Origin of the sequence: Microcoleus sp. D2_18a_B4 (assembly GCF_036702475.1) — a bacterium.
Taxonomy (GTDB): Bacteria; Cyanobacteriota; Cyanobacteriia; order Cyanobacteriales; family Microcoleaceae; genus Microcoleus.
In genome coordinates, this window is sequence record NZ_JAUBTL010000071.1 from 1 (window position 1) to 18,226 (window position 18,226).

Sequence of the window (18,226 nt, forward strand, 5' to 3'; positions counted from 1 at the left end):
ATTGGTTGACACGCCTTTGTTGAGAGACTCTCTTAACTTATACGTTTGTTAGCATTTGTTAGCGAAAAAGTGTCGGTGAAACCCCAACGGATTGCCCAACGCATCCACGCGATCGCATGAATCTTGTTACTCAATCGCCCTTTGCTGCGTCCAATTGCTTCATTCCTACGCTCCTCAAAAAGCTCAGCAGGAAGATGTTTCTTTCAAGTGGGAAAATGCCTGAATTAAACCTAAGTGTACCGCCGGGGAAATAGTAGGTAAATGTGCTTTAATATATGTCGTCAAAATTCGCTCCTAAAAACGAAAATAAAAAATGTTAGAGTTTGATCGCCTATTCCAAACAATCGAAGAATTAGTAATGCTGCACTCACCCAGCGGTGCGGAATCGGAAATTAACCAGCGGTTGATGGAAAAATTCGCCGCCCTGGGAGTGAATGCTTGGCTCGATCGCGCGGACAATGCGATCGCCCTAATTAAGGGCCGCAATCCCGAAAAGTCGATCGCTATTACCGCCCACAAAGACGAAATTGGCGCCCTAGTTAAAACAATAGGCGAGAGTGGCCGGGTGGAAGTCCGCAGATTGGGCGGCGCATTTCCTTGGGTTTACGGCGAAGGCGTGGTGGATTTGCTCGGAGACAAGCAAACAATTAGCGGCATTCTCAGCTTCGGTTCCCGCCATGTTTCTCACGAATCTCCTCAGAAAGCTCAGCAGGAAGATGTTTCTTTAAAGTGGGAAAATGCCTGGATTGAAACTAAGTGTACCGCCGAGGAATTAGCCGAGGCCGGAATTCGACCGGGCACGCGGATGGTGGTGGGAAAGCACCGCAAGCGCCCGCTGCGGTTGAAGGACTGGATCGCGAGCTACACTCTGGACAACAAGGCTTCAGTGGCGATTTTGCTGGCTCTGGCGGAATGTTTGAAAGAGCCTGCGGTGAATGTTTATTTGGTCGCGTCGGCGAAGGAGGAGGTTGGGGCGATCGGAGCTTTGTATTTCACGCAGCGCCAGCCGTTGGACGCGCTGATCGCTTTGGAAATTTGCCCTCTGGCGCCGGAATACCCGATTCGTGACAGCGAAAACCCGGTTTTGCTGGTTCAGGACGGCTACGGAGTCTACGATGAAGGACTGAACGCCCAATTGCGCGCAGCCGCAGCAGCAGCCGATGTAGAGGTGCAGTTGGCGGTAATTAGCGGTTTTGGAAGCGATGCTTCGATCGCCATGAAGTTCGGCCACGTAGCCCGCGCCGCTTGTTTGGCTTTCCCCACCCAGAACACCCACGGCTTTGAAATTGCTCATATAGGGGCGATCGGCAATTGCGCTCGTATCCTCAAAGCCTACTGTGACGTGCTTTGGGACGACTAGAAAAAAAAGTTTCCCAAAGTAGTTGACAGATTGGGAAAGATTAGTTAAGGTAATAAAGGTGCGGAACACAAGCAAACGCAACGACGCGCCCCCATCGTCTAGAGGCCTAGGACACATCCCTTTCACGGATGCGACGGGGATTCGAATTCCCCTGGGGGTATTGAAAATTTAAGTCTGATATCCAAGTGATATCTAGTATGTGGGGTGGGCATCTTGCCCGCCCTTATTGCTATTGGGTCTAACATTAAGTTGATGCGTTCGATCGCACATCTTGCACCATTCTCAAGAAAAGGCAAGATGCCTGTTCCACAAAGAGTGAATTTTCTTGTGGAACAGGCAAGATGCCTGTTCATAAACAAGTAATTGAGAATGGTGCAACATCTCAGTTCGATCGCACTTTCGTTAGTTTGCACCATTGCCATTGATATCGAAGTTTTCTATAATGGGAATTTCTGAAGGTGAGGACGCGACTATTCGCAGGTTTATATCAACTATGATTTGATTTTTATCAAGAACGACATTTGCTTTTTTTATTATAATTTTTGCGGATAAACAATCGCCTGATTCAGGTTCGGGAGATGGCTGAGTTTTATATCCTGCGTCCTCCAGCCATTCACAAATCTTCCTCCAGTTTTCTACTTTTTCATCCGCTTTACCTACAAGATTTTTTACATATTGGTATAAAGTATTACAGAAATCTACCGCAATTCCCTTGGGGTTTTTACTGAGCCTTTCGGCAATTTCGGCGGGACTGTAGCCGCAGAGTAGACCCCGTAGATGTTGTTTCTCTGTGGGCGTGAGCCGCTTTCCCTTGGCGGATGCTAGGTCTGTGTAAAGAGTTTCTAAGTCCCAGTCGCGGGCAGCTTCGGGGAAGCGATCGTTAGAGGATGCCATTGCAGGGGATAGGTTTCTGGATTTTTTATAATCAAAGTCTAACACGATTCCTAATGCTTATTAGTTTCTTTGTTAAAGGTAGTTAGATTAGTATCAAAGAAAGCAGGATAGTGATTAATTTTACACCTGGAGTCGGGGGAAGGCTCACTGCTTGGGCGGTAGAGTTGTCTGCTGGACAGAGTTATCAACACAAACTCCTCATAATTAGGTATTTACCCGTAAATGTTTAACCACGAATACAAAAAAGAGGCACAAGAGAAACTGCGCCGTGCAGTAGAAAATTACCAAAGAGATTGTGAGTATTTACAAAATGCCGCTGGAAGTCTTTATCAAACGCGAGTTAATCGTGGGGTTGAGATTATCCAACTATGCGAAAAGTACATTAACACGTTGGCCAACTCGCCAAAAGAGTTTAGCAAAGTCGTTACAAAACTGAAGTTTCAGCTCAAGGAAATTACTGGCAAAGATTGGGATCTAATTTATTCGGCTCATAACAGCAATGTAGCAGCAGCAGGTGGTGCAGGAGTCATGGCTGGAGCAGGAGTTGCCTGTTTTGGGCCAGCAGCAGCAATGGCAATTGCCACAACTTTTGGAACAGCCTCAACAGGTACTGCGATCGCTTCTCTTTCCGGTGCAGCCGCCGTTAATGCTGCTTTAGCCTGGTTAGGAGGTGGCGCTCTTACTGTGGGTGGTGGCGGTATGGTGGCTGGAAATGCACTGCTGGCACTAGCAGGGCCGATTGGCTGGGGGATTGGTGGTGTAGCTTTGGCTGGTAGTGCTTTTTGGACAAATAGCGAGAATGAGAAAATTGCGAGAGAAGCTACTAACCGCGCTATTGAAATTGAAGGTGACACAGCTAAAGTCAACATAACCAAGAAAGAAGTCAATCTTCTGGAGGGGGAAACTGTCAAACTAGCTAACTTGATTCACAGTGGACTGCAAGATTTTAAGCAGAATGCACCTTTGAATTACCTGGATTTTAGCCCATCTCTCAAAAAAATGCTGGCGAACTTAATCAATTCCATTAATTCGCTGAGCGAGTCACTTAAAAAGACCGTAGACCTGAAAATGTAATTATAATTTGGAGTGCAGCATTATCCTCTAGCAATTAGGGAGTAATGCTGCAATTTTTTAAGCATGGAACACAGAGAAGATAGACATCTGACAACTCAATTCGTTGCTGCAATAGTAGCAGAGGAAAATCTGCGCCATGCAGAACAGCTTGCAACGGAACTCAGTAAACAAGACCGAGCGTTTTTTGCAGCGGTCGGGGAGATTGATAAAGTTCGTGATTTTGTAGGTAGCCCCGAAAAAATTCTGGGAAACACAAGCACAAAACACGGTGAAATAGCTGAGCAAGTGGAAGTTGGTATTCGCAATGCAAAATCTCTTTTGAACTCCTCTGAAACTCGCGCTACTTTTGAGGGAGTGGGTAGAACAGCACCGGAAGATTATTTAATTGATGGTATTAAAGTACAGTCTAAATTTGTGAATGGGGTTGGCAATAATTTAGACCACGTTCTCCACCACATGAAGAAATACGAAAACTTTGGCAGAGATGGGTCATATTACCACATCCCTAAAAACCAATATGAAGTTATTGATAAAATATTGAAAGGGCAACAAGTCGAGGGAATAACAAGTCGTACTGCTCAAAAAATACAAGAAAAAGCTCAAGAAATAGAGCAGATGTCTGGTCGTCCTTTCAGTCAGACTGTTCAAGCTGGATCGTCTAACTATGAAGATGTGCAAATAGGCAAAGTTGACGATACGCTAGACCGCAAAGAGCATGAATTAAAGCAAGAACACAAACAAATTAAGGATGGGATACGCTACGAGGCTCAACCTACTCTGGCTGATTTTGGTAACGTTGCTTTTAAAGGCGCGGTTATTGGTGGTAGTATTCGATTTGCTACTAAGCTTTACGCTAAGTATAAGCAAGGTAAAAACGTTTTTAAGGGTGAGTTAACCCCCGAAGACTGGCAAGAAATTGGAATTGATACCGCAAAAGGAGCTGCACTTAGTGGTATATCGGCAACAGTTATTTATGGGTTAACCAATTTTACCCAAATGTCTGCACCTTTAGCTGGTGCTTTTGTTAGTGCAGGCTTGGAAGTTGCTAGTTTAGTGGGTAGTTTGAACCGAGGGGAAATTACTGCCGATCAATTCGTTGAATTAAGTTTATTTGCTTGTGCTGATTCAGCCATTGTTGCTGCTGGAGCTACTATCGGACAAGCTTTGATTCCGATTCCTGTTGTTGGCGCTGTCATTGGTGCGATCGCGGGTCGAATCGTGACAGGTTTCTGTAAGCAGTTATTGGGACAAGATACTCATCTTGCTCGACAAGTGGAACAATATTATCAACAGTCCCTCGCTAAAATTGATCGCGCTTATAAGGCAGCCGTTGCTAATCTTCTTGCTACCTATGAACGACTAGGTAATTTAGCAGAAGCTGCTTTTGACTCTAACTTAAATGTTGAATTGAGATTGCAAGCTAGTATCGAATTAGCTGAAGCTTATGGCGTTTCTGATTCCAAGATTATTCACAATGTAGATGAGCTTGACGCTTTTATGCTGAGTTGAGCGAATAAAATATTAAGAAATCATCGGGAATTTTTAACGCAGATTTATTATAAGGTGCGCCCCAGCGCACCCTACAGAATTAGATCGCAGCTATCAATTCTGCGACTTCAGCAGCGGTTCAATCTGCTGCCTTTGAAACTGCAATTCATCCGCCAAAGGCTGGTAAATTTCCCGATCGCCCGATTCATTGCAATAATCCCACAAACCATTGTAACAGTGCCTGTCGTCATCCCAACCCGGATGGTTAACAATCGGATACAAGCAGATTCCCTCTATCGGAACTCCTGCTTTCATCGCCGCGGCTACCTCAGTGCACACATAATTAAACCAGACAGGTCTAAACTCGTCTTCAGTGCCTGTTTCTGCTATGAATAAGGGGCGACGGTAGCGCTCATACACTTCTTGCAGCAGTTCGCGAAACGGGCGGTACAGCGGATCGGTGTATTTCATGGGCTCTTCATTGTGAATCCACTGATTGCGATCGTAATAATTCACCCCAATAATATCGAGATATTTTTCCTTGCCGCCGAGTTCCGGGCGAAAGCGTCCAGCCAACATATCCCAAGCTTGATATTGAGATAAGCGATAACCTTCCGCCGCGTCCCGATCCTCCGGTTTGTCAGGGTCAGCAATAATGTTAATTGTGGGGTCGATTTGAACGATGCGGGTGTCGGGATTGACTTCCCAAACTGATTCTATCGCTGCGATCGCAGCTTTGATTAACTGGATTTTTAGCTCGTCTCCCCGCCCTTTTGCAAACGGATTGATGTAGGCGACATCGCCGCCGGCCCAAGCAATAAATGAAATTTCATTGACAGGTGTTACAAAAGGTGTTTGGTCGGTTTCGTTCGCCAGCACTTCCATAAAAGCGCGCACCATGCTGGCAAACCTGGACACAAATTCGGGGCTGAAAATATCAATATCGTCTGGCCAGCCGTAGTGAAACAAATCCCAAATTACCTGCATTTTCATGTCGCGGGCGGCGCGGATGATTGGCAGGGAACTGGAAAAATCGTATTTTCCGGGTGTCTGTTCGATTAAGTGCCAGCGGAGGCCTTCGCGGACTGTGTAAATGCCTTGCTGTTGCAAGCGTTGGTAGTCGGCTGCTGCAAATTTATCGTGACCGGTGGCGGCTGTGACATCGAGGCGTTTTCCAGATTGCACTCTGTGGGTGGAACATTCAAATCCGCCCATGAAAAAACTTTGAAACATCAATCGAATGGGTAATGGGTAATGGGGCATTGGGCATGGGGCATCGGGCATGGGCCAAACAGGGCATCGGGCATTGGGCATCGGGCATTGGCCAAACAGGGCATTGGGCATTGGAAGAGGTTCATAAATGATTGAGACTTGTTATATCCAATAACTTGGAACTGCGGGCAATTATTACCAATCACCAATCACCAATTACCAATTACCAATTACCCATCACCAATCACCAATCACCAATCACCAATTCCCAATTCCCTATGCCCCATGCCCCATGCCCTGCGCGGGCCAATTAGCCGTGAGTAATAGCTGGCGGCTGTGAACTTTCTTCGGGAATATCCCAGCCGAGAGTTGCCGCCGAGATGACCTCTAGGGGAAACTTGGGAGTGCGATCGGCATACAGCAAACCGTTAGCTTCTTGGAAAGTATCGGTTAACTGCGTGTAACAAAATCCGCTGAACATTTCCACTCGGTTTACCACCTTTAACAGCGCGCTGTAGCGCCTTTGGAGTTCCACCGTGTCCGACGCGCGCACGTAGCCCCAAACCCTGAAAAAATCGGGGTTTTCGCGACCGGCGCAGGCGATGCCACCGAATTCTGTCAGCATCACCGGCTGTCCTTGGTGCGGGTGGCCGTCGAGGGTGAGAACTCGCCCGCCGGGACGCCCGCGATTAAACAAATCGGCTAGCTGGACTTCCGGCCCGTAGCGCTTGGCTAGGGTTTGCGGGTTGTTGTCGTAGTCGTGAATGGCCAGGATGTCGGTATCGATACTTTCCCAGCCGTCGTTACCGATGACGGGACGAGTCGAATCGAGGGTTTTTGTCAAGAAATACAGCGCTTGCACGTAGTTGCGGTGGGCTGCCGCTTCGACTAAATTCGGAACTCCCCAGGATTCGTTGAACGGCACCCAGACTACGATACAGGGGTGGCTGGCGTCGCGGTCGATGACTTCCGTCCACTCCCGCGTCAGCCGTTGTACGGCTTTGGGAGTGAAGCGGTAGGCGCTGGGCATTTCTTCCCAAACTAGGAGCCCCAGCACGTCAGCCCAGTACAAAAATCGCGGGTCTTCGATTTTTTGGTGCTTGCGGACGCCGTTGAAACCCATTGCTTTGACTAATTCGACATCGTGGCGCAAAGCTTCGTCGGAGGGGGCAGTCATCATGGTGTCGGGCCAGTAACCTTGGTCGAGCACCAGTCGCAAATAGTAGGGGCGGCCGTTTAGCATGAAGCGATCGCGCTGGATGCTGACCGTCCGCATGGCGGTATAAGATTTAACCTCGTCGAGGAGTTTGCCGTCGGCCCACAACTGCACTTGAGCGTTAATTAGCGTCGGTTTTTCGGGACTCCACAGCAATTCGTTCCGGTAGTCGTCGATACCAGGGTCGGAGAGGGCGATGCGGCGGTGGATTTCGCCGTTGATGACTTCGTAGGTGTCGTTGACCAGCAGCATACAGCCGATCGACAGTTTAACTTTAATTTGGATTCCCGACTGGCGATCGCCCGCGACAAACGCTTCAAAACCGATTTCCCAGCGTTCAAACTGGGGAGTCCAGCGGATGCGCTCGATATAAGTGTGAGGCACCAATTCTACCCAGACTGTCTGCCAAATGCCAGTCGTGCGCGGATACCAAATACTATGTGGCTCTATTTGCCAGTCTTGCTTGCCGCGCGGTTGCTCCAAATCTTGCGGGTCGTCCTGGGCCCAGACTGTCACCCGCTGCGGCCCGTTGAGGTTCACCAGTGGTGTAATGTCTACGCTGAAAGGAGTGTGTCCGCCTTCGTGTTCGATGACAAACTGACCGTTCACCCAGACGCGGGCGCGGTAGTCTACGGCCCCAAAGTGGAGGAGAACTCTGCCTTCTGTGTGGGGTACGTCAAATTCGCGTTCATACCAGCAGTTGGCGTGAAAATTCGTGTCGCCGATCCCGCTTTTTGCCGATTCTGGAGCAAACGGCACTTCTATAGTGTGAGTCCACTCAGAAATATCGATCGGCTGCACGCAGTGGCCCGCGTCATCGTAAGCAAATCTCCACTGACCGTTGAGACAAATCCAGTTGCTCCGGCGCAATTGGGGGCGCGGATAACCTGTTTTCCGCCCTTGAACTGTCACCTTACTATCAAGAGTTGCAGACTCTTCTATCTCGCAATTTTCAAGTGCTCTACCTAACCAACTCATCGGCACATCTACCCAAAGTTATATTTATAGGTTAGCGACAATTACCCTGACTTTGACAAGTTTTTTGCTGATTAATTTGCAGAAGTTCTGCACCTTAAAACAGGCTCATCTGAAGGATCTCTTGTGCTGAAGTCATTAGTCAGAAGAAGGAAGAATAAACCAGGAAGAATAAACCAAGAAGATTTTTCCTATCCCCCTGTCTCCCCCTGTCCCACTCTCCCCCTCTTCCTCTAGCTAGCAACACTTTGTAAACCTCCTAACTGTTCAGTTAGCTCACTTTTGAGAGAAAATTCTTCGGCAAACGGCAAACAATGAAATATTTGCTGTAGTCCCGTGAGTTCAAATAAAATTCTAACTTGTTCGCTCATGGCAGAGATCAAAAGTATACATTTGCTGTCTCTAACTAATTTTACGATCGCCACTACAGCCATTAACTCGGAATTTTTCAGGAAATTTATTTTTGAGAAATCCAGCATAAGAATTTTGCCGCCACTTTCAATGAGGCGCTGTATTTCTTTCTGAAACTGAGCAAATTGAGAAATTTCCAAAACCTCATGAGACAAAACAATTTTCACTAGAACGTTCATGTTTACCTCAATGCTTGTTTGAATTATTAAATAACTTTTGAGGAAAACCGAGTAAGGTGCTCTGTGGGCACCTTACCGTTTTACCCGTAACTCGCAGCTTCCAGCTACTTGCTAGCAGATTTCCCGTTGCCGTTGCTGTTGCCGTGGTTGACAGCAGCGACTTCTAGAGAAGTTGCGCCTGGGCGATGGGCAACTCCATTGGATGTGCTGACATTAGAGGCAGAACCGTTAACATTTTCTACCAATTCAATCACCGGCTTGGTAGTAATTTGTTTGTAAGTTGTCAAAGCTTGAGCGACCACTTGATCCATGTTGTAATACCTGTAAGTCGCCAGCCTTCCCACGAAAGAGACTCCCGGAGTTGCATCAGCCAAAGCCTTATATTTCTTGTAAATTTCGGCATTTTCTGGACGGGGAACCGGGTAGTAAGGGTCTCCCTCAGCTTGGGGATATTCGTAGACAATGCTAGTTTTTAGATGCTCTTGTCCCGTGAGGTATTTAAACTCGGTACAGCGAGTATATAAATGCTCGTTGGGGTAATTTACCACCGGTGCTTCTTGGTGTACGGCTACGTTCAGTGTTTCGTGCTTGAATTCCAAGGAACGGTAAGGAAGTTTGCCGTAGCAATAATTGAAATAGGAATCGACAGGCCCGGTGTAAATCATTTCTCCGTAAGGGATAAAACCCTCAATCTCCCGGTAGTCGGTATTCAGCATCACCTTGATGTTTGGGTGAGAAAGCATCTTTTCAAACATCCGAGTGTAGCCGTGCAGGGGCATTGCTTGATAGGTATCGGTGAAATAGCGATCGTCCCGGTTAGTGCGAGTAGGTACGCGCGCAATCACTGAGTTGTCGAGCTCCGACGGGTCCATTCCCCACTGTTTGCGGGTGTAGTTGCGGAAGAATTTCTCGTAAAGTTCGCGACCGACTTTGCTGACAACTACATCTTCGGAAGTGCGAATGTAATCCTTTGGTTCTGCTACTTTCGCGAAGAAATCTTCTACTTCAAATGAGGTGAGATTCAGTCCGTAAAGTTTATTTACGGTGTTGAGATTGATCGGAATTGGCAGCAGTTGACCGTCAACACTGGCGAGGACGCGGTGTTCGTAGGGCCGCCACTCGGTGAAGCGCGAAAGATACTCGAAAACTGGGCGTGAATTGGTGTGAAAAATGTGGGGGCCGTATTTGTGTACGAGGATGCCATGATTGTCGTAGTGATCGTATGCGTTGCCGCCGATGTGGTTGCGGGTATCAATTATCAGGACTGTTTTTCCGGCTTCATTTGCTAGTCTTTCGGCAATGACGCTACCTGCAAATCCGGCTCCGACGATTAAATAGTCAAACATTGAAACACCTCTAATTGTGGGTAAGGGTAAGGGTAAGGAATAATTGGTAATTGGACATAAAGCGAGGAGTGTTGAGTGTTAAGTTTTGAATCCGTAAAGTGTAATTCTTTAACTTCAACCTCAACATTCCTAACTTAAAACTTTCATCCTGCCTTCGGCTTTCTGCCTTTTATCGTCGATCGCACTTTCGATCAACCCCAGCATTTCGCCCCAGGTATTGTCCCAAGAATTGTCTGCTAAAAAGGCATCTACTTCACTCAGCCACTTGGTGCGAACGTCCGAACTTTCGCTGAGGATTTCTTGGGCACAAGCAACGAATTCTTCAGAATTGCTAGCAATCCGAACCAAGCGGTTTTCTCCGTAGGGCCGCACCACGTCGCGGATAGGAGTAGAAATGACAGGTTTGCCGGCAGCGAGGTATTCTGGAGTTTTCGTGGGACTAATAAACTTAGTCGATTCGTTAATGGCAAAAGGCAGCATGGCGATATCCCACCCGCCAAGATACGCTGGCAGTTCTTGATAAGATTTGCCACCGAGATAGTGGATATTTGGGTGACTTGGCAGAGTTGCCGGATCGATTTTCACCACCGGGCCAATGATGACTAAATGCCAGTCCGGCCTTGCTTGGGCCATGCCCGCCAGCAGTTCGATATCCATGCGTTCGTCTATGACGCCATAAAATCCCAAACGCGGGTGAGGAATGTCTTTTTGATCCGCCGGTTCTTCTGAAAGATTCCTGGCTGTCGCAAAGTGTTCTTTTTCGATACTGCTGGGGAAGGGGTGAATGTTTGGGTGCTGGTGCTGTTTGGCTTCGTAAAGGTTGTGGCCCCCGGTAAATACTACGCTGGCGCGCTTTAATAATTGGTTTTCATTGGCTTTTAAATCCGGGTGCGCGCCTTGGAATGCTGACAGTTCATCCATGCAGTCGTAGACTACAGCTAGCGGCTTTAAGTGGCTTGTGAAACTGACAGCCATTGGTGTGTAATACCACAGGATGTACTGGCTAATTTCGGCCGCTCGAAACAAATCATCTAGCATGGCTTGCTGAGCAGTTTGTGCTGTTGCTTCGCTGGTTCCTTCGCTCAGGTGCGGTACTATTACCCAGACTCCGCTTTCGTGGATGCTGACATCAAGCCACCAATCTGTAGCTGCGCTAAAAACAGGTTCTTCTACAAAGAATACGCGACGACTTTTCGCACAACGACTCAAGAGATGTTGCGGACGCTGATAGACAAAATTCCACCGCAAATGAGACAGGCAAACTAAATCTGGTGCATCTAAAGCCTCAGTTTTTGATAAGTTGGCGCGCAATGCGGGCGAGGGAGCGAATTGAGAGGGCGATTTGGCTGGATCTATAGAGGTAAAGCGGATCTCCCATGCTCGCTCTTTATTGCTATAATTATTGTTTACTGAGTTTTCTGGGGGCGACATATTAGCCTCTGGAATTTGTCAATGAAAATTTGTCCGTTAAAATTGGTCAATAGGATATATTTCTCAGCAGTGTCTTACTGAAAGTCAGAAGCATAAATCTGAGAACTTTTATTGACGAGCAAGCGCCGCATTCAGTGAGCCAAACAAAGAAACTGTTTAGCTGCGGAAAAACAGGCTTATCTGCTTTTTTCAGAAGTGAAACTGGGAGATAAGTTAATATTGTTTGACTTGCTATTGCTGTTAAATATAACCCACTTTTTCGGCCCTAACTTCTATCTGAAGGATGACTTTTATCTCAGGAGACACCTAGCTTGCACGCTGGGTTCAAAAGCCGTTAAAATGCCGATCGACCTTGTAAAATGACTTTTAACTGGCCGGTACGGGGTGAAAAAAGAGCGAGTTTTATTGCTTTATTTGAAGATGAGAGAAAATTTGCCATCAAGTTTATGTTGCTTTTTGATTTGACAAACCTTGCTTTTTTTTAACTCATCGGATCACTAATTTGGGAAAATTGTATCCTAATATACCAAGTTGCCCCAGAGATATCTGACTTCCGATAGATTAACAATTGACTGTTTATGCACTGAGGTTAAACTCACCGAACAGCACCTGTCTCAACAATACCATAGAAACCAGGCAACCGCAACGATAAACCTAAGATTTTGCGCGAGTATGTGGCAAGAAACCAAGGTGATGACATTTGCGCTGTGGGCGTCAGTTTAACCTCGCACTCACAGCACAAATGTCAATCATCCCTCTAAGGGCGGGTTCGCCGATATCTGCAATCAAACGCCAAATATCCACGTAAACCCACGGCTAGAAAATAGCAGCAACTTTACAGTCGGCGGCTGTCAATTTTGGCGATTCCTCCTCCAAAGGCAAAATCTTGCACCATCGAACTCTTTAAGAAATCGTGAGGGAAACCCAATTCAATTGCACTTACTTTGTCTAACTGCTGCATTTGATCCGGGGTTAATTCAAACTCCAAACAAGCGAGATTCTCCTGAAGTTGCGAGAGTTTGCGCGAACCCACAATCGGAATAACTTCGACTGCCTGTTGGATCAGCCAATTTAGGGCTACTTGAGAAGCAGGTTTGCCAATTTCGGCTGCTATTTTGCTAACTTCGTCAGCAATTTTGAGGTCTCGTTCGTTAATTGTTCCAGATTCAGGTGAATTCAGCCGTTTAGCTTCGCTGGCGGTTTCTGAAGTGTTGTATTTTCCTGTCAGCAAGCCGGCTGCTAGGGGGCTCCAAGCTGTGACGCCAATATCAAAGGCCTGTGCCATAGGGAGCAAGTCCCGTTCAGGAGTTCGCTCTTTTAAAGAATAGCTGGCAAAAGTATAGTCATTTATTACATGACATGGGAGGCGTTAAGTCCCTCCCCCTTCACTTTTACTTCGAGCGGATTGACCCGCCTCGGCTGAACTACGCAGCTCCCTATCCCATTGCTAAACGCATTTGGGATTGCTTTTCTGAGGATGTTGTAAGACCCGTTCACATCGGAATTAATTAATTGACCGACCGATGTCTTGTACAAACCTCTCTTGATCCGCTTGCCACTAAATACAGCATCCTTATCGGTCTTTCCATAGACAGGAATCGGATCTAGAGTCAGAAAATTTGATTTCGATGTATAAGATTCTTCTTGTACAATCACCTTAATCCCAACCAATCGAGCCTTATATTCCAACATCTCAATCAGTCGAGTATGAGGAATGCCGACGAAGTTTTGGTTGGTTTGCTTTCCTAAATCAATCTCGGTTTTCCCTTGTGCATTTTTGCCGACAACTAGCGTCCCAATTTGATGGGCGACCAAAAGGTCAACAATTAGGCGACTGGTATGATGCAAGTAATTATCGACTTTTTGGTGGCGACAGCGAGTTAAGCGTTGAATGCGGGGTGAACTCTTGCGACTTCCTTTTAACTGAGATTGTAACCGTGCTTTACGTTTGTTGTAGAACTGGTTGATTGATTTCAACGGACGCCCGTTAATCAACAGAGGTATAAAACCCGGCTGATTTGAAGTTAACGCCGCTAAATTATTCAGACCTAAATCAATACTAGCTACGAATTTATCGTCGCTGGCGGTGGGCTCCGGTTCATCGTATATTACCTCAATCACATAAGAATCACATTTGGGAACCAGTCTAACTTGACAGATTCGAGCGGGTTCGAGCTTGGTTTTGATTGAGAGATTAGTTCCCGAAAGCTTGACGATTCCTTTCTTTAATTGCTTGCTACTAATTGCCTGAATCGTATAGACAAGGATATTCCGACCCTTGACTTTATCTTTGTACTTCGGTAGCTTCGGGCGGCCAGTAAATTTAGAGTCATCAGCTTTGTAAGCTTTAACTGCTTCAAAAAAGGACTTCCAATTCTTGTCCAATATCATCAGTATTTGCTGACTGACCTTGGCTGGCAAAACCTTGTATGCTTGATGAGATTTCATCAAACGGTTCATCTCGTTGTAATTAACGTAACCCCATCCATAGATAAAACTCTGACGAATGACGTAGTTAGCGGCATTGTAGAGATTTTTGGACTTAAATGCTAATTTATCAATTTCGGCGAAACGGTGTTCCGTAGATTTAATGATGTGCCTCTCTGCTAGTTGCATTCTGAGCCTCCATCTTTTAACAATCACAACATTTTTTTGACTTCCATGACTATACGATACTACTATTGTTTATTGATGCTTACCAACTTAATGAAGTTTCACAATACTTAGTGGCAACTACCCATTTTTCGCGATCGACTGCGATGAACTCACCGACATATTTTTCGCTAGTACCGTTGGTGTAGAGATTCGCGGTATCAATGAAATTGCCACCCGCTTCTGCAAAGGCGTCGAACATTTTCCGGCTTTCGTCGTAGGAACTCCCCCAACCCCACTCTTCCCCAAAAGTCATGGTGCCGAGGCAGATTTCGGAAACGCGAAGTCCGCTGTGACCTAGTAGTTTATATCTCATGTCACTCTTCCCCTAATTAATGGTTGTTAACAGTTTAAATCGGGATTTCCCAAACTGTTGCCATCAGTCGGGGTGGCGAGTTTTACGGGGCCTTAGTGCTGTGCTTAATGTTGAATATTTTGGCAAGTCAATCAAAATGCCTTAGCTTCCGGGGCTCCTGGCCGTCGCCCCTGCGTTTACTTTTAACACCGCGCAGGGGCGATCGGCTTACCAATGTATTTAGGATTACATTGCTTTCTTAAAATACAGTAAAATCGGTAAATTATAATCTACCTTTAGGTAGGTATTTACTGACATGAGTTATATATAAAAAAATGTTCTATTTTATATAAGAAAACCAAACTGAACGATTAAAAATATCTGTAGCTAAATTAACTTTTTAGCGTTATAGTGATTTATAGATTACAAAAACTAGGTGACTCTCTTGGCTGACATCGTTGATACCGCCGTTTCGGCAGGCTCTTTTACTACCCTAGTTGCTGCCGTCCAAGCCGCTGGTTTAGTAGATACTCTCAAAGGCGCTGGCCCCTTCACAGTTTTCGCTCCTACAGACGAAGCTTTTGCTAAGCTTCCCGCAGGTACTGTAGAAGCACTGCTTAAGGACATTCCTAAGCTCACAAAAATCTTGACTTATCATGTCGTTTCTGGCAAAGTTATGGCCGCTGATGTGGTCAATCTGAAATCTGCCAAGACAGTGGAAGGTTCAGAAGTTAAAATTGATGCTTCCAATGGCGTCAAAATCAATGATTCTACCGTTACAACAGCCGATGTTGCTGCTGATAATGGTGTCATCCACATTATTGATTCAGTCTTGCTTCCTGCGTAAGCACAGACTTAGATAGCGCAATACTATCTTGAGGGCGGTGGCTATAGTTAGCCGCCGCCCTGTTTTCGTTGATAGTTGAGATTTAAATATTTTACGCAGCTCGATAATTAAAACTATTAGAGAGTAGCGGGAATTGGCCGATCGCACTGGGCTTGAGTCTGCCCCAAATTTGTCGCTGCTGGATTTACCGGGAAAACTCGTTGCAGGCAAACACCGACAGGTACTCGGAAAAAAAGTTATCCAAAAAATAAAAAAGTGCGATCGACCGCGTTAACAATTGCCGAGAATTAGCGGCCCACTTATTTTGCACTTTCGGGCTGATTGCCGGTTGATGCGTAGATACCATGCCACCAAACCCAACATTTATCCGAGAAACTGGGTTTACCAGGCCTTGTCCTAATTAAGATACAATAAGAGCCACAAAGAAAGTGCGATCGACATTATTTGACATTCAAGCTATGCAATCTACAACTCAGTCCGAGACAGAACTGGCGATGGACGCTCCCAAACACGGATTGCCCGTTACAATCATTACAGGATTTCTCGGCAGCGGCAAAACAACCCTGCTCAACCATATCCTGACCAATCAGCAGGGTTTGAAAACAGCAGTTTTGGTAAATGAATTTGGCGAAATCGGCATCGACAACGAACTGATTGTCACCACCGACGACAACATGGTTGAGCTGAACAACGGCTGCATCTGCTGCACAATTAATGAAGATTTAGTTAATGCAGTTTACAAAGTTTTAGAACGTCAAGAAAATCTCGATTATCTGGTAGTCGAAACAACCGGACTCGCCGACCCGCTGCCAGTAGCGATGACTTTTTTAGGCACAGAACTGCGCGACCTGACTCGTCTCGATTCGATAGTTACAGTAGTAGACGCAGCCAACTACAGCTTAGATTTGTTCAACTCTCAAGCAGCTTACAGTCAAATAGCTTACGGCGATATAATTATCCTCAACAAAACTGATTTGGTTGAGGAAGCAGATTTAGATTTGTTGGAAGTTAAGATTCGCGATGTCAAAGAAGGTGCTCGAATTCTGCGAACAGTAAAATCGCAAGTTCCCCTGCCGCTAGTCCTCAGCGTCGGATTGTTTGAATCGGACAAATATTTCCAATCTGAAGAAACTGCTAGCAGTCACGACCATCACGACCACGAACATCACGAACATCACGAACATCACGACCACGAACATCACGAACATCACGACCATCACGACCATCACGACCACGGCCATCACGACCACGGCCATCACGACCACAGCCATCACGACCACTCCGACCATTTAGAAAATGACGGATTTACCTCAATTTCTTTCCAAAGCGACAAGCCGTTTTCTCTGAGAAAATTTCAATATTTCTTAGACAAACAACTGCCAACAAATGTGTTTCGCGCGAAAGGGATTATGTGGTTTGAAGAAAGTCCCAAACGGCATATTTTTCACTTGAGCGGCAAGCGATTTACGATGGATGACGACGAGTGGAAAGGCGATCGCAAAAACCAGCTTGTTCTCATTGGTCAGGGTTTGGATACCGAGACTTTGCGATCGCAACTCGAAAACTGTCTTTGTATGCCTTCAACCAGTCGCGGCAAAGGTTTTGGGAAAAACTAAAGGTTGAAAATTAAACAGAACAGACGTGCGCTGGCTAGAAACCCGGTTTTTTCGTCGAGACTTCGCGGTTAAAACTTATATCTTGCACCACTCTCAATTAGCCTTTTAGGAACAGGCAAGATGCCTGTTCCACAAGAAAATATACTCTTTGTGGAACAGGCATCTTGCCTGTTCTTGAGAATGGTGCAAGATATAAGTTAAAACCAAGATTTATCGGAGAAACCGGGTTTTTTTTCATAATTCCTATTCAAAAGGTAAGTTTACCTTTTGATTTTTAGTTTTAAATTTAAGCATTTCTAATTTCCCATGCGAGTCATCATCCAGCGAGTCAAATCATCTCAAGTCGAAATAGACGGTCAAATTGTCGGCAAAATTGGCTGCGGGCTTAACTTGCTTGTAGGTATTGCAGACACCGACACCGAAGCAGAACTCGATTGGATGGCTCGCAAATGCCTAGAATTGCGTTTGTTTCCCGACTCGGCCACGGATACCGGCCGCTGGGACAAGTCCGTACAAGACATCAGCGGCGAGTTGCTGGTTGTCAGTCAGTTTACGCTATATGGGGACTGCCGCAAAGGTCGGCGACCTTCCTTTGATAGAGCAGCGGCTCCTGAACGAGCCGAAATTTTTTATGATAAATTTGTCGAAAAGTTGCGCCAAAGCGGCTTAAAAGTTGAAACAGGCGTGTTTGGAGCGATGATGCAAGTCTCTATAGATAATGACGGGCCGGTGACTTTGGTATTAGAGAGAGAATCAGGGTGAATTGTTGGCAAACAAAGCTCTCTGTGCTTCTTTCTTCCTTCTTGGATAAGATCAAATTTTCAGATTAACCGGGTTTCCTAACTGCTGTTGCGTAGGTTCTGAAGACATTGCAGTTAGCTACACTCTGCCAAGTCTCGATTCCACAATCTCTAACGGCCAAAACCGCCTCAAATAGCCAGTTATTAGATTGTCCACTCAGCGGCCTGGCAGCACCCTCCATTTTCCTCGCGATCGCCCCACCCAAATAACTGCTCAGAGTGCTTGTACAGTAAGGCTTTAACGGCAATAAAATCAATCTTCCACAGCCAGCGCTTAGAATCAGATTCAGCAGCCAAAAACTGTTGCATGAGAGAGTGGAACACTGGCATCACTGCGATGATGTTTATTTCCCTAACATTCAATGTATAGAGAGTTGAATCAGCACAGCAAGCGAAACCGCCAGCAACTGCCGCCTCACTCTCTGACAAA

General features: G+C 46.1%; 16 protein-coding genes and 1 tRNA gene. 7 read left to right on the forward strand and 10 right to left on the reverse strand.

Going from position 1 to position 18,226, the window contains the following annotated elements; all coding sequences use genetic code 11:
* The first annotated feature begins 313 nt into the window (after window positions 1–313).
* Window positions 314–1,360, forward strand: a complete 1,047-nt coding sequence (locus QUB04_RS28295) for a M42 family peptidase (RefSeq protein WP_333289622.1) — start codon at window positions 314–316, stop codon at window positions 1,358–1,360.
* Between the two features lie 87 nt (window positions 1,361–1,447).
* A tRNA-Glu gene (locus QUB04_RS28300) sits at window positions 1,448–1,520 on the forward strand.
* Between the two features lie 242 nt (window positions 1,521–1,762).
* On the opposite strand, the gene QUB04_RS28305 is transcribed toward QUB04_RS28300, so the two are convergent.
* A complete protein-coding gene (locus QUB04_RS28305; protein ID WP_333289624.1) occupies window positions 1,763–2,254 on the reverse strand; it encodes a helix-turn-helix domain-containing protein in 492 nt (163 codons plus the stop codon).
* A gap of 222 nt (window positions 2,255–2,476) precedes the next feature.
* On the opposite strand from QUB04_RS28305, the gene QUB04_RS28310 reads away from it, so the two are divergent.
* Window positions 2,477–3,328 (forward strand): hypothetical protein, encoded by an 852-nt coding sequence (locus QUB04_RS28310; RefSeq protein ID WP_333289626.1) that lies wholly within the window; start codon window positions 2,477–2,479, stop codon window positions 3,326–3,328.
* Between the two features lie 63 nt (window positions 3,329–3,391).
* Entirely contained in the window at window positions 3,392–4,837 is a 1,446-nt protein-coding gene (locus tag QUB04_RS28315) for a hypothetical protein (protein WP_333289628.1), read from the forward strand.
* A 93-nt stretch (window positions 4,838–4,930) separates the two neighbouring features.
* Here QUB04_RS28315 and QUB04_RS28320 read toward each other — a convergent pair whose 3' ends face one another.
* The 8 genes from QUB04_RS28320 to QUB04_RS28355 form a co-directional block, all read right to left on the reverse strand.
* Complete coding sequence (locus QUB04_RS28320; RefSeq protein ID WP_333289630.1) at window positions 4,931–6,031, reverse strand: beta-glucosidase; 1,101 nt, start codon at window positions 6,029–6,031, stop codon at window positions 4,931–4,933.
* Window positions 6,032–6,338: 307 nt separating this feature from the next.
* Window positions 6,339–8,222, reverse strand: coding sequence for a glycoside hydrolase family 2 TIM barrel-domain containing protein (locus QUB04_RS28325; RefSeq protein WP_333289632.1), 1,884 nt, complete (start codon window positions 8,220–8,222; stop codon window positions 6,339–6,341).
* Between the two features lie 230 nt (window positions 8,223–8,452).
* Window positions 8,453–8,809, reverse strand: coding sequence for an STAS domain-containing protein (locus QUB04_RS28330; RefSeq protein WP_333289634.1), 357 nt, complete (start codon window positions 8,807–8,809; stop codon window positions 8,453–8,455).
* Window positions 8,810–8,913: 104 nt separating this feature from the next.
* Window positions 8,914–10,155 carry a UDP-galactopyranose mutase gene (gene glf, locus QUB04_RS28335; protein ID WP_333289636.1) on the reverse strand — a complete coding sequence of 414 codons (1,242 nt, stop codon included), beginning with the start codon at window positions 10,153–10,155 and terminating at the stop codon, window positions 8,914–8,916.
* A 129-nt stretch (window positions 10,156–10,284) separates the two neighbouring features.
* A complete protein-coding gene (locus QUB04_RS28340; protein WP_333289638.1) occupies window positions 10,285–11,586 on the reverse strand; it encodes a glycosyltransferase family 1 protein in 1,302 nt (433 codons plus the stop codon).
* 835 nt (window positions 11,587–12,421) lie between these two features.
* The gene (locus tag QUB04_RS28345; protein ID WP_333289676.1) at window positions 12,422–12,937 is read right to left on the reverse strand and encodes an aldo/keto reductase; all 516 of its coding nucleotides are present in this window, start codon (window positions 12,935–12,937) and stop codon (window positions 12,422–12,424) included.
* Complete coding sequence (locus QUB04_RS28350; RefSeq protein ID WP_333289640.1) at window positions 12,937–14,202, reverse strand: transposase; 1,266 nt, start codon at window positions 14,200–14,202, stop codon at window positions 12,937–12,939. Before QUB04_RS28350 ends, QUB04_RS28345 begins: the two co-directional genes overlap by 1 nt.
* A gap of 79 nt (window positions 14,203–14,281) precedes the next feature.
* Window positions 14,282–14,554: an aldo/keto reductase gene (locus QUB04_RS28355; RefSeq protein WP_333289642.1), complete on the reverse strand. Its 273-nt coding sequence runs from the start codon at window positions 14,552–14,554 to the stop codon at window positions 14,282–14,284.
* A gap of 424 nt (window positions 14,555–14,978) precedes the next feature.
* On the opposite strand from QUB04_RS28355, the gene QUB04_RS28360 reads away from it, so the two are divergent.
* The 3 genes from QUB04_RS28360 (at window position 14,979) to dtd (ending at window position 17,758) form a co-directional block, all read left to right on the forward strand.
* Window positions 14,979–15,380, forward strand: coding sequence for a fasciclin domain-containing protein (locus QUB04_RS28360; RefSeq protein WP_333289645.1), 402 nt, complete (start codon window positions 14,979–14,981; stop codon window positions 15,378–15,380).
* Window positions 15,381–15,838: 458 nt separating this feature from the next.
* On the forward strand, window positions 15,839–16,996 hold the full coding sequence (locus QUB04_RS28365; protein ID WP_333289647.1) for a GTP-binding protein: 1,158 nt from the start codon (window positions 15,839–15,841) through the stop codon (window positions 16,994–16,996).
* Window positions 16,997–17,302: 306 nt separating this feature from the next.
* Complete coding sequence (gene dtd / locus QUB04_RS28370; protein ID WP_333289649.1) at window positions 17,303–17,758, forward strand: D-aminoacyl-tRNA deacylase; 456 nt, start codon at window positions 17,303–17,305, stop codon at window positions 17,756–17,758.
* Between the two features lie 182 nt (window positions 17,759–17,940).
* Here the strand turns inward: dtd and QUB04_RS28375 are convergent, their stop codons facing one another.
* Entirely contained in the window at window positions 17,941–18,225 is a 285-nt protein-coding gene (locus QUB04_RS28375; protein ID WP_333289652.1) for a hypothetical protein, read from the reverse strand.
* Window position 18,226: the final 1 nt, after the last annotated feature.